Raw genomic sequence first — 12,375 nt, 5'->3', positions numbered from 1 at the left:
TTAATTTAGTATTCGTGTGAAATTCAATAGGAATCGCTCGTTCGACTATATCATACCTGTTTACGGAAAGAAACCCAACCATAACTTTCCATACCCCTAACCTAGTGCACCGACCGTTGCAGTTTGAATCTGAGCGTTGAAGCGATAAGTATTTTTCGACCAGCTACAACAAAACTATAAATTTGATAGTCTTATAACAGATCAATTAATCTCTATGTGTCTCTTTAAACGCCCATTTTATGAAGCAGCCGTTATTTTACTTCTTGCCAGGCTAAGTAGCGGTAAACCGTCGCTCGGCTTAGGTGAAATAACTGACCAATCTCTAAAATCGTATGAGTTTTAAGAGCATATATAGCCTTCACGGCCCGTGCTTTCGCTTGAGCTTTAGGGGTGAGTCCTTTGGGTCGTCCGCCGATGCGGCCTCTGGCTCGAGCCGCAGCTTAACCTGCTTTGGTTCGTTCCCGGATTAGATCACGCTCAAACTCGGCCAGTGACGCAAATAGGTTAAACACCAAGCGACCTTGGGCAGTGGTGGTATCAATGGCCACCGTGGCGCGGCATCATTCAGACTGCGGAAACCAATTCCTTGGGTCTGAAAGTCATTGACTAGCGTGAAGAGTTCTTTTAATGACCTGCCCAGCCGGTCAAGCTTCCAGACAATAACCGTATCATCTTCTCGCAGAATTTCCAGTAGCTTCCCTAATTGGGGTCGTTCTTTAGCCGAGGAAACTTTCTCCTGGAAGATCTTTTGACAACCTGCTTTTTTCAGGTCATCCAGTTGCAAGTTCAAGTTTTGGTCCTGCGTTGATACGCGAGCATAGCCAAATAACATATAAGTAGCCGAAACGGTCTTAAAATGTGTACTGATAAAGATTATATCCGAGAAGATGACCTTAATAGTCAGCTGGTTGCAGCTGCATGCTACGAAATAGGGGAGGAGATATTAATAACTAGTTTTTCAGCAGATAGAGCGTCTGTGCAGAGTTTGCTTTTTGGAATACCTGCTGATTGATCCAACATCTGTCCAGCACTCCCAAACCAGCACGGTCTGCCATCGCTATACGGGCTACTCTGGCTCTGGCCGTAGTATACGATGTACCCAAAATCAGGTCAACGAAGTGTTCATCAATAGCCCTGTTTATTCAGTCGACTACTGGCAAGTTTTCCAACTTGGCCGGTCAATCGATCACTACAAAGCTTCCTTCCAGAGACAAATAAGGTCTTCTTGAACTTTGTTTCGTTTATTTCGTTTAGTAACTTTGTACCTTAAGACGACAAGTAAATGGAAGCTGTGCTAGAGAAGCCTACCCTACACGAGCAACACGTAGCGCGTGAATCGCTCTTTGGTTTTACTGCTGCCCTGGCAGAAAGAACCTCTGATAGCATAAGCATCCAGATACAGGAAAGCCAACAATCGTTTACCATTCCCACCAAAGCTCTCGAATTGCTTTCCTTCATTCTCTCCAGTATGGCGGAGGGAAAAGCCATTTCGCTGGTGCCCTCTGACGCTGAACTTACTACCCAGCAGGCTGCCGATATGCTCAATGTGTCCAGACCACATATTGTCAAGCTGCTAGAAGAAGGCGTGATTCCCTTTAAGAAGGTAGGTAGCCATCGCCGAATCTTGCTTGATGACTTACTTACTTATGAAGCTCAGCAGAAAGCGAACAGGAAAGCGAACCTGCGCTTCTTAGCGGAGCAAGCCCAAGACCTCAACCTGGGTTACGAATGATCCATTCGCCTAAGTTTATTGCTTTACTTGATGCTTGCGTACTCTACCCAGCACCGATTCGAGACCTGTTGCTAAACTTAGCGGATGTTGATTTGTACAGCCCAAAGTGGACAGATCGAATTCATCAGGAATGGACCCGGAATCTGTTGTTGAACAGACCTGAACTAACGGCTGATCAGTTGGAACGGACCACTCAGGCTATGAACAACGCCTTTCCCGATGCAAACGTTGTCCACTACGAAGCGCTGATTGATTCCCTGGCTCTACCTGACCCGGACGATTGCCATGTACTAGCAGCCGCAATTCGTTGCCAGGCCGATGTGCTTGTGACGGCTAATCTCAAGGACTTCCCAAGTGCCATTCTGAGCCTATTCGATCTCGAAGCTCAGCACCCTGACGAGTTCATCGCCAACCTGATCGATTTAGACTCGAGAAGAGCCCTGATGGCCTTTGACCAACAGGTTTCCTACTTGAAGAAGCCCCCCATGACACCAGAACAAGTCTTGGAGAACTTTAAAAAAGTAGGTCTTAGAGTAACGGCTGACCTGTTATATAGCTTGTTATAAAGTCAGGATCTTCCCCATTTTGAACACCGATTCATATCCCCTTAACCAATGGTTTATAAGCATTGGATAGTCAAAGCTACATATTCATGAACGTTTCTCCGTCTCAGGCAGGAGCGTTTATGCGAGACACTCACTTTTTATTTTTCCGTCCATACTAATCAGTCACCTAGGATTCTGAAAACAATACTATTCAGCTACTACCCGCTTACCCATTAAACGCCAGCAACAAATAAGAATCTGGTGTGGTTTCTACTTCCTGGATCGGTAGCCATCCTTGAGAATAATAGAACGCTAAGGCGTTCTGGTTTGCTAAATTACATTTAAGAGTAGCCGGTCGTCCAACCTCGTTTAAACAAGCGTGCAAAAGCGATTTACCTACGCCTTTCCCCACGAATAAGGGATCAATAAACAGGGAATGGATGAAATTATCTGGTGGCCACCAAGCGATAAAGCCCATCGGAATTTGTTGGAAAGTGGCCACTAAGAGCCTTTCGTCCTGGGTGGCTTGATCGAAGTCCAGGAGCTCAAAAGTGGCTGGGTCTGCCCAGGGAAAAGCCATTCGACGCCCCTGTTGATAAATACGTCTCAGGTCTGGAAGATGCTGGGGAATAGGGTCTGTAATCAGCCAATCCATATACCGGTTTAGTACTGGTTTCCCAACCTTATGTGAGAACGGGCGTTTTTGTAAATGAGGGTATTTAGAAAAAGGACCATCCAACCAGATCGAACGAAATACGTACTAATGTATTAAGCTACGCCGGTAGGTAGATTGTAAAGGTGGCCCCTTGACCAGGTTGGCTGGTGGCCGTAATAGCCCCGCCATGATTGGCGACAACCTTTTCACAGATGGCCAAACCAATACCCGTTCCCGCATACTCACTTTTGCCATGTAGCCGCTGAAACACCTGGAAGATGCGGTCGGCGTGCTTTTCATCGAAACCAATACCATCATCAATAACGGCTATTTGGTGATAAGCTATTGACGATCGACCAGGTTTGACCCCAGAGGGCAACTTCTCAACAGCCAGCAAGCCCGCCTTAATGTCAATCAGGGGCTGTTGGCCGGGACGGCGGAACTTCAAAGCGTTGCTCAGCAGGTTTTGAAAGAGCTGGTTTAACTGCGAGGCATCACCCACAACAGTAGGCAGTAAACCAACCCGGATTTGGGCGCTTAACTCATCCATTTGAAATTCCAAGGTGGTCAGCACACCTTCCACCACGGTTTGCAGGGAGACGGGTTTACTGGCCTCCTGTTGAGTGGAGAGGCGTGAGAAGTCCAGCAGATCTTTGATCAACGTGGACATCCGGCTGGCCCCCGATTGCATTCGATCTAAATACAATAGGCTCTCCTCGGTTAAGTCAGCCTGCCGCGTTTTCAGCAAATTGCCGAACTGCTGAATCTTGCGCAAGGGTTCCTGCAAATCATGGCTGGCAATGAAGGCAAACTGTTGCAAGCTCTCGTTGGAGCGTTGCAGCTCATGATTGGCCACCTGCAACTGGTGTGTTTGCTGGGCGACGCGTTGTTCGAGGAGTTCACTCGTTAGTTTATGGTGGGTAATGTCAACCACCATGCCCACAAAGCGGGTTGCCACTCCCTGCTGGTCAAAATACGCCTGCCCCTGGGCCCGAACCCAGCGTAACTGGCCATCGGTTAAGCCGATGGTGCGGTACTCGATCGAATAAAAACCTTCCTGATGACCTTGCAGAGCCGCTTGAACCACTGCGTCGGTTCGCTGCCGATCATCGGGATGCACCCCTTGCAAAAACAGCGGATAACTGACGCTGGCCTGGGGCGGTAAGCCAAACAGGGCTTTACATTGATTTGACCAGATCAGCTCGCCCGTGACGGGGTTCAGGTCCCAGGTGCCCAGCTCGGTCGATTCGATAGCCATTTGCAACCGCTGCTGGGTGATCTTTAACTCATGGATATCGGTGACCGTGCCGAAGAAGCCTAAAAAGGTTCCCCGGTCGTTAAAGCGGGGGCGGCCCGTATCTTTCATCCAGCGGTAGGAGCCGTCGGCGGCCCGTAGCCGATAGTCCAGAGCGAAGGGTTGCTGCGCCTGATTGGCCGTCAGGAAGATGTCGCCCGACATCTTCGCATCGTCGGGATGGACAGCGGTCAACCAGCCCAAACCCAACGCCTCAGCTGCGTTTTGGCCGGTGTAGTCATACCAGCGCTGGTTGAGAAACACACAGGTCGCGTCGGGTTGGGTGACCCAAACCATCACGGGCAAATCGTCAGCCAGGAGCAGGAGCTGGTCTAATTTAGATTGGTCAGGTAAAGCAGATGGCATGATAGAATGCTTTATAGGACGCAAAGGTCGTTTGTTTCGAGCATATCCGGGGCACTAGTTGGCCAGAAGTCCCCATCCTGGTAAAGATCTTCGCTCGGATAATGTGACGTCTGGCGAAAGTGATCGGTGTCCGTTGAGTTTAATGGCTTTAGGACGCACAACGTGGCTGCCAGGTGCAACGGGTAAGGTGATTTTCCAGGGTAAAACTAGTCTATAAATCTATTCATTTGTAAGGGCTCTCGATCTATACTCACAAACGCTTATTCGTCTCAACTTGCGGAGCGATTCCTATGAACAAATCAAGCCTTGTCAACTAAAAATTATTCTATTTTGCATACATCGCCATGTAGACCGTTCCACGCTCCATGACGGCTACCATCCGATGGACTAATTTGTTGCGAATGGCATTGTAAACACTCATCTTGCGCTTCCCAGCCGCTACTTTCCGCTCAAAATAATCTTTCAATTCCCCTTTTGCTTTGACGGCGGCTAAGGCGGCCATATGCAGGAGATGTTTCAATTTCGTATTGGCCATCCGACTAACCTTCGTTCGGCCCCTTACCGAAGTGCCGGACTCATAGGCAAAAGGTGCCACACCGGCATAGCTGGCTAACTTTTTAGCGTCCGTGAAGCGGGTAAAATTGCTGGTGAAGATAAGCATAAACAAGGCCGTTTGCCGACCCACTCCTGGTATACTCATGAGTAAATCCATGTTCGATTTTAACTCTGGGGAGGCCTTGATGTGGCGCTCAATCTGTGTCTCTACTAACTTGATCTGCTTCTGCAAGGCTACTAAAGCCACTTCACTGGTCTGCTGATGTAACTTCAGTTCCGCGAAGAGTCCCATCGCCTGGTAGTCCTGACTCAAATCCGTGAAGGCCTTGGCCATTTCCATCAACCGTTCACGTTGCTGGGCAAGCTGACGAACCGTAGCTAATAGGGTATCTGTCAACTTAAAGAGACGCTGATCACGCTGGTGGCGAATACAGTATTTAGCAATTTGTCGGGCATCAGCCTTATCAGTCTTCCCCCGCGTCAAGCCCAGCGAGTGTTTAATATGGACGGCTGATTGAAGCCATAAATTAGCGCCGATGGGATAAAAGAAATTGACCATTGGCTGGCAATAGATCCCCGTATGTTCCATACAGAACAGTGTTGTTTCCAGCCTGAAGTCAGGCAACTTTTTCAGCTGTTTGAGCAAGGTTTCCATCCCCGCTTTGGAGTTAGGTATGGTCAGCTCAAGTTGGCGGCTTTCAAGTGCATCAATAACACAAACTGCATTGGTTTTCTTGCCAATATCGGTACCGATGAAGTAGTTGTAAGTAATCATGGTTTAGCCTGTTAACGATACATACTAAGAGTGAGCAGACAGATGAACGTAACCGCTCCGGCGGCCCGGTGTGATAGTAGGCCTTAAGCCTCAATTCCTATAGGTTCCTTTTCTGCATTCAAAGAGTAAACGGGGGCTATATCGCATGGCACGGGCCACCCCGCGATAGGTCTATAACCTGGTTTAAAGATTAGCTCGCCCCGCTACTCTTTGAAATATCTCATTTTTTAGTAACAAAGGCTATTGGTATATCTTGGTTTCGTCTCAGAATCAAACCTAACAGTTTTGTGCGACATTAAATTTTTACTAACTAACCAGTGGTCCACTACCGATGCTCAAGTAGCCGCATTCGGGTTTCTAACCGTGACATCATCTTCATTAGTCAGCCCACCCTTCAGGTTGGTATGTCTACTTGGGTAAACAGGTTATGCGTGGGCCAGTCAGACGCTGCCATATTGGCTAATTCAGGATACAGGTCCGGGGCCCCAATTTCATTGCTGAAGATGACAAATCCCCACCCATCGGTACGGTACAAAATTCGAGTCGATACCCCGGGCATACCCCCCCCATGCTGATACCCACGCACCCCATTGGCTTCAGTCCACGAATCCCAGCCATTAGCGTAATTGGGCATATCAACTTGGGTAGCCTTGCTGTAGAGAGCGGTCGGTATAGTTAGCATGGCCTCAACCGTTGGTTGGTCGAGCAGCAGGTTATTGGAGGCCATAAGACCGGCCAGCACTTTGGCGTAATCGACGGGGGCCATGCACCAACCTCCGAACGCATCGAAAAGAGCATAATCCTCACCCCCGTAGGGCAGCGCTACCAGCGGCCGGTTACCCTGTGGGTTGCCAGTTACGGCACTAGGAGAAAGCCGCAAATCATCCCAGGGGGCTGCCGAGTCATGGTGACGAACAGCCCCAGTGTGCTGGGCCGACTGAGCAACGGGCGTACGATGAGGTCGTTGTAGACCCAGGGGCGAAAACACGCGTTGCTTTACGGCGTCTTCGTAGGTCATCCCCAGTTTTTTCTCAATAATCATCCCCAGCAGCAAAAAGCCCAGGTTGCTGTATTCCTGTTGCGTAGCAGGCGAAAACTGGAGGGGCAGCGAGGCTTTGTAACTGGCCAGTTGTTGCTTGGTAAGGGGCAGACTGGCCAGGTTATACGCCTTACTAATCTCTTCCAGCGGTGGCAGGTCGCTTACCTGATTACGGTCCCAGCCACCCAGATGGTTTAAGAGATGTTGCACCGTGATGCTTTTAAAGTCAGCATTAATGCTCGTGCCGGGTGGCGGAGTCAGGTTAAGAATAGACTGAACTGTATCGGTCAGGGCCAATTTTTTTTGCTGAATAAGCTGAAAAATGGCCAGTGAGGTGATGGGTTTGGTGCAACTGGCAATCCGAAAGACGGAGGTAGGCTGCGTAAGCGGGTAATCGGCTTCGGCCCAGGTATAACCACGAGCAAAAACCAGCCGCCCGTCTTTGACCACCGCCACGCCGATGGCCCGGGTACCGTTTTCAATCATGAAGTTCCGAACTTTTGTATCGATAAAACTCATGGACGGCACAGCGGTACCGGTAGCCGCAAACGAGCGGTCGTTTGGTGTGTCGCGGGTGGCAAAAAGCGCAGCAAAACGGGTATTAGTCCCACTTCCCCCAGCTTGTACGCAGACAGGAAATAACCCCTTAGCGGCAGTTTCGTTAAACGCCTGCTGGTATTGCTGACTCGTCATGTTGTGACGGGCCACCCAGCCGCCGATACTATCTTCGCGGAATAGAGACAGATACGTAGCATCCGGAGCAACCGTTACAAAGCCCGGGCGTGCCCACTGCTGGACCTGTGCGTTGAAGCGGGCCTGATACCCGTTGGCATCTTCGCCCCACTGTCCAGCCACACTCCACAACACCCGGCCGGGATTGGGGTCGAGTACAAGCGTGAACCGGCGGTCAGCCGGAGTTCCATAGGTGGCCATCCAACGCGGAATCCGGTGGTCATCATGGGCCTGCTTAAGCCAGTGTTCCAAGGTGTTAGGGTCGTCCACTGAACCGGTGATCAAGCCATACCGTGTCAGTGAAACGCCCTGCTTTGACTGTTCCATGATAGCCGCAAAGACGGGATTGTTGGCGGGTCCGGTAGCGGATAAAATGGTGGGGCTAAATCCTTTGGCCGCCCAGCTATCAAAGAATTTCTGGAAATCGGTGGCAGTGGCCCCATGGATGCCCGCAAAGGCGGGTCCGGGGCGTTGCACCCAGATGGCCGCATAAAGCGGATTTGCCCGGTCGCCGTATACACTGAGCGAGATGGGCCGGAAACCTTTCGGCACCAGGGTGTTCCATTGTTGTTGATGGTCGGCGTGTGAGCGGTCGTGGTAAGCGACAAAAGGAATAGCCATTGGTTGAAACTGATTGGTTTATGGATCAAAATGTAGTTAGCCAAGATACTTGAGTGCTTTGTGAAAATCAAAGCGAGGAAGTTGCCAGAACCCACAGTTGAGTCGATAAACGTGCAGATACCGCAAACAGTACCGGCGCTATTTTTTACTAAATCGATAAGTTTGATCGGTAATAAACCTTGTAAGGGTTGCGCCCCGTTTCGTTAGTGTTCCGCTTGCGGGTGTTCAAGGCCCGTAACTGGACTTGGTTTACTAATCGCAACTCCTTCCATTCTAGGTTTTGCAAAAGAAACCTATGAATGGATCAGTCCATGGGGTCGTCAGTTAAACGAGTGCGTCAAAGTAGCGTGAAGCAGCTGGTTTATAAGCTTCCCATTAAGAATAGTCTTGTGTCTCGCTTGGGAGCGTTTTCTTGAGAATAGCTGATTCGTGAGACTATTCGCTTCGTAACGACTTGACCGGGTCAATCAAGGCGGCCCGAATGCTCTGAAAACTGACCGTCAACAGCGCAATACCCACAGCCAGCAAGCCCGCCAGCATGAAGATAACCCAGGAAAGATCTATACGATAGGCAAAGTCAGCCAACCAGCGATTCATAACATAGTAGGCCAGTGGTGAAGCCAGTAGGATGGCTACGAAAACCAATTTAAGAAAATCTCCGGCTAACAGGGCCACAACACTGCTTACTGACGCGCCGAGTACTTTGCGAATACTGATTTCCTTCCTGCGCTGAACGACCACGTAGGATACTAAGCTATACAACCCCAGGCACCCAATCAAAATGACCAGTATCGTGAAGGCGTTGACTAGTCGCACGATCAGCGTCTCGGTCTTATACATGTTGGCTACTTCATCGTTCAAAAACTGGTAGGTGAATACCTCATCGGGGAACACATCCTGCCAACTCTTCTCAAGTTGATCGAGCGTCTGCGTCATATTGTGTCCCCCAATACGAACCCCCGCTTTGCGATACCATTCTGGCCAGCAGGCAATGACGCACGGGCTGATTTCATCGCGCATTGATTTTTGATAAAAATCCTTCACGACACCCACAATGGGTAACGGCACATGAGAGAGATAATGCAACATCGGTTTACCCAAGATTTGTTTAGGGTCATGGTAGCCAAGTTTGCGCATTAGTGTCTCGTTGATAACGTAGTCGCGGATGGTATCGCCCGGCGTGATATTACGCCCGGCTAGCAAGTGCAATCCGTATGTTCTCAGATAATCGGCATCTGCTAGACGGTCGCGGATCGGAAATTTCTCCCAATCGGGTCTGCCATTGAATTTCACTTGTCCTCCGTACATGGCTGGGGTAACTGGGGGTACCACCGACAAACTAACGGATTGTACCCCTGCATAGGCCAGTAGCTTTTGTTTGAAGGCGTCATGCCGGGCTTTCTGGTTGTAAGGCAGGTCCACAATGACTATATTATCTTTAGTAAAACCTGGATCGGCCTGTTGCATGTAGTGAGTTTGCCGAGTCACGACGAGCGCACAGAGTAATAAGACCTGACAGACCGTAAACTGCGCAACGACCAGCACCCGGCGCAAGGTCAGCCCACCGCCGGATGTTGTTTTAAGAGAACCCGTCAGGGCAGCCCAAGGTGAAAACTTCGATAGTATGATAGCTGGATAACCACCCGCCAGCAGCAGAATCCCGCCCGCTAACAACCCAACGAATCCCACCGTTACCCCATCGAAGCGCAGCCGGAGCGGGAGTTGTACCCAATCCGTGAATAAGGGTAGAAGCAGCAAGGTAAGTAATAAGCCTAAGCTCGTGGCTAGCCCCACAACTAGCGCGGTTTCAGCTAGAAACTGCCGAATGAGTTGACCCCGCGAACTGACCAGCGTTTTGCGTATGCCGATTTCTTTACTCCGTCGGAATGCTTGTACGGTCGATAAATTGATAAAGTTGATGCAGGCCACGACCACTAACAGCAGGCCGATAATTCCCAGCGACCATAGTAACGGTAACCGGATGGTATGGGCAGGATCACGAAGTACATCGGTGTGTAGGTCAGCGAAGGGCTGAATAATAAAGTGAAAAAAGTGGGCGGACTTGCCGTAGTACTTTTTTCGAAAGGCAGGCATGGCCCGTTGTAGCTCAGCCAGTGCTGACGGATCTTTCAACCTAGCGTATACCCGGTTCGTACTGTTGGGTACGTACCAGTCGTCGGCCATGCGCTTGTCGATGCCCATTGCGTAAGCGGTAGGCAGCGAAACCAACATTTGCACAGGTGTATCCGTCGGGCCGGGTGCGTCAGCGATTACACCTACTACAGTTGTTACAACGTTGTTTTGAAGGGTGATCTGTTTCGATAAACAAGTCACCGTACCAAAATACCGCTTCGCCCAAGACTCGGTCAGCACCACCTGATTCGGTGCCTTCAGCGCAATTTTGGGGTTCCCGGTCAGCCAGGTGTAGGTCAGCACATCAAGCCATTCAGGTTCTACGAAAACGATGCCATCATGTTCTATGAAGCGTATTAGTGGTGCACCAGCAGTTCGTTGAAAACTGACGTTCATGTCAGGATAATTCAGCATAAAAGCCGCTTGTTCAACCTGTGGATAGCTGGCTCGTAACGCTTTTGCCAACGGCGGGGGAGCGCCCGCGCTCGGTTCTACCGTGCCGTCCTCCAGATGGAGATCGGTGCTGAATCGAACCAGTCGGTCGAAGTTAGCCTGGTGTCGGTCGGTGCTAAGGTGGTAGCGGAGAAACAGAAAAATCAGAAGTCCACCCGTTAGCCCAACGGTTAGGCCCAGCACATTGAGCAGCGTATACGTCCTTTGTGACCACAAATTACGAACCGCGACCGTAAAGTAGTTTTGAAGCATAAAGCAGGATGAATTAAGACGCAGGTAAATTAGACATTTTCACGATGTACCAGTTAAGCGTTGACATCATTCACCGAATTCATCTCTTAAATGACTTTTGCGTATCCCATTGTCCTAGCTTCGCCCGTTAACGGTCTGCGGAGGCAGGAAAGTTGGAGTTTCATTAACGCCCTAATTATAGATACGAAAATCGCTCTTCGTCTCAAGAGGGAGCGTTTTTGTGAGACTGTTGGGTATAACCAAACAAAGAGGTGGCTGGCCTCTGTCGGCAAATTTCCGACTTGTATCAAAAAGGCAAATGATGTTGTTTAACACAGGAAGGGCGGGCTGAAATAATCACTACAATTCAACAGTATGTATTATATCGATAGCTTTCATCTAAATGGCCAGAAAAATCAGTTAAGAGCAACAATTCGTGCACTACTTAATTGAACGGTTTTTCTAGCCGCAATAAAGCCGGTTTTCGACAATCTTCCTGCTACCTGGAAACCGTTTAAAAAAACGTCCGATACCGGCGGGGCTAGCTTGGTACCCCGAAGGCGTCGATGTATTTCAATCCAGCTTGAAGCGTACCCCGATTCAGTCAGGATTTACCTGAAGCCGTCAATACAAAAGACCGCTTAACAGTGATTACAGCAGACCGCAGCATCGTTCGATTTCTTAAAACTTTCTCTCCCTTCCTTGAAAGAAAACCCGGCCAGCCCTAACAGTCGAGCCGCATACGCTATACAGCCCGCCTGAATTACCGGCGATACGGAACAATAAAAAAGCCCGTCATTACTGACGGACTTTTTGTTATTCGCATAGATGCTTACTCACAAATGCAGCCAGGCGTATTGGGGCAAGCCGCTTTGCCGCCGTTTGAGGCAAGCGCGACGATTGGTGCCGTTGCGGCTTTAGCAACGCTGGCCACCTTTTGCGTAGGCACACAGACGCAGGACGAACCCGTAGGGATACAAACGCAATCGGGCGAAGTCGGGCAGCAATCACCATCTGCTTTTGCAACCTTGTTGGCAGGAGCCACCGTACTCTTCGTGGCCGCTTTGGGCGCAGCCGTAGTTTTGCAGCTCGAACCGCAAGACGATTGGCTACAGGTTGACTTGGCTTTTTTCGGTGCCTTCGGTGCATCAATGGCAAAGGTGCTAACTGAGACAAATAGAAACAGGGCGGAAAGAGTCGCCGAAATGAAATTTTTCATGATGAAAATTTGAATGAATGATAAA

At 49.7% G+C, this 12,375-nt stretch carries 10 protein-coding genes and 1 pseudogene; 2 read left to right on the top strand and 9 right to left on the bottom strand.

Annotated features, from left to right (window positions below):
* Nucleotides 1–251: 251 nt before the first annotated feature.
* From NT073_RS33315 to NT073_RS33305, 3 genes and pseudogenes are all read right to left on the bottom strand, one after another.
* Nucleotides 252–362, bottom strand: a complete 111-nt coding sequence (locus NT073_RS33315; RefSeq protein ID WP_366107225.1) for a hypothetical protein — start codon at nt 360–362, stop codon at nt 252–254.
* 78 nt (nt 363–440) lie between these two features.
* Nucleotides 441–512, bottom strand: a complete 72-nt coding sequence (locus NT073_RS33310) for a recombinase family protein (protein ID WP_366107228.1) — start codon at nt 510–512, stop codon at nt 441–443.
* A 107-nt stretch (nt 513–619) separates the two neighbouring features.
* Nucleotides 620–832, bottom strand: a pseudogene (locus tag NT073_RS33305) (recombinase family protein); the annotation flags it as partial.
* A 450-nt stretch (nt 833–1,282) separates the two neighbouring features.
* Here NT073_RS33305 and NT073_RS05765 point away from each other — a divergent pair.
* On the top strand, nt 1,283–1,732 hold the full coding sequence (locus NT073_RS05765) for a helix-turn-helix domain-containing protein (protein ID WP_297370119.1): 450 nt from the start codon (nt 1,283–1,285) through the stop codon (nt 1,730–1,732).
* Nucleotides 1,729–2,298, top strand: a complete 570-nt coding sequence (locus NT073_RS05760) for a PIN domain-containing protein (protein ID WP_297370116.1) — start codon at nt 1,729–1,731, stop codon at nt 2,296–2,298. The genes NT073_RS05765 and NT073_RS05760 overlap by 4 nt, the downstream gene beginning before the upstream one ends.
* 205 nt (nt 2,299–2,503) lie before the next feature.
* Here the strand turns inward: NT073_RS05760 and NT073_RS05755 are convergent, their stop codons facing one another.
* From NT073_RS05755 to NT073_RS05730, 6 genes are all read right to left on the bottom strand, one after another.
* Nucleotides 2,504–2,932: a GNAT family N-acetyltransferase gene (locus NT073_RS05755; protein WP_297370113.1), complete on the bottom strand. Its 429-nt coding sequence runs from the start codon at nt 2,930–2,932 to the stop codon at nt 2,504–2,506.
* 118 nt (nt 2,933–3,050) lie between these two features.
* Nucleotides 3,051–4,592 carry a PAS domain-containing protein gene (locus tag NT073_RS05750; protein ID WP_297370110.1) on the bottom strand — a complete coding sequence of 514 codons (1,542 nt, stop codon included), beginning with the start codon at nt 4,590–4,592 and terminating at the stop codon, nt 3,051–3,053.
* 325 nt (nt 4,593–4,917) lie between these two features.
* Nucleotides 4,918–5,922 carry an IS110 family transposase gene (locus NT073_RS05745; RefSeq protein WP_297370107.1) on the bottom strand — a complete coding sequence of 335 codons (1,005 nt, stop codon included), beginning with the start codon at nt 5,920–5,922 and terminating at the stop codon, nt 4,918–4,920.
* Nucleotides 5,923–6,316: 394 nt separating this feature from the next.
* Complete coding sequence (locus NT073_RS05740; RefSeq protein WP_297370104.1) at nt 6,317–8,314, bottom strand: serine hydrolase; 1,998 nt, start codon at nt 8,312–8,314, stop codon at nt 6,317–6,319.
* Nucleotides 8,315–8,749: 435 nt separating this feature from the next.
* Nucleotides 8,750–11,152, bottom strand: a complete 2,403-nt coding sequence (locus tag NT073_RS05735) for an ABC transporter permease (RefSeq protein ID WP_297370101.1) — start codon at nt 11,150–11,152, stop codon at nt 8,750–8,752.
* A gap of 811 nt (nt 11,153–11,963) precedes the next feature.
* The gene (locus NT073_RS05730) at nt 11,964–12,350 is read right to left on the bottom strand and encodes a hypothetical protein (protein ID WP_297370098.1); all 387 of its coding nucleotides are present in this window, start codon (nt 12,348–12,350) and stop codon (nt 11,964–11,966) included.
* Nucleotides 12,351–12,375 lie beyond the last annotated feature (25 nt).

Origin of the sequence: Spirosoma sp. (genome assembly GCF_026391055.1) — a bacterium.
Taxonomy (GTDB): Bacteria; Bacteroidota; Bacteroidia; order Cytophagales; family Spirosomataceae; genus Spirosoma.
The sequence above is the reverse complement of the archived record's forward strand: the minus strand, read 5'-3'. Positions and strand labels throughout refer to the sequence as shown.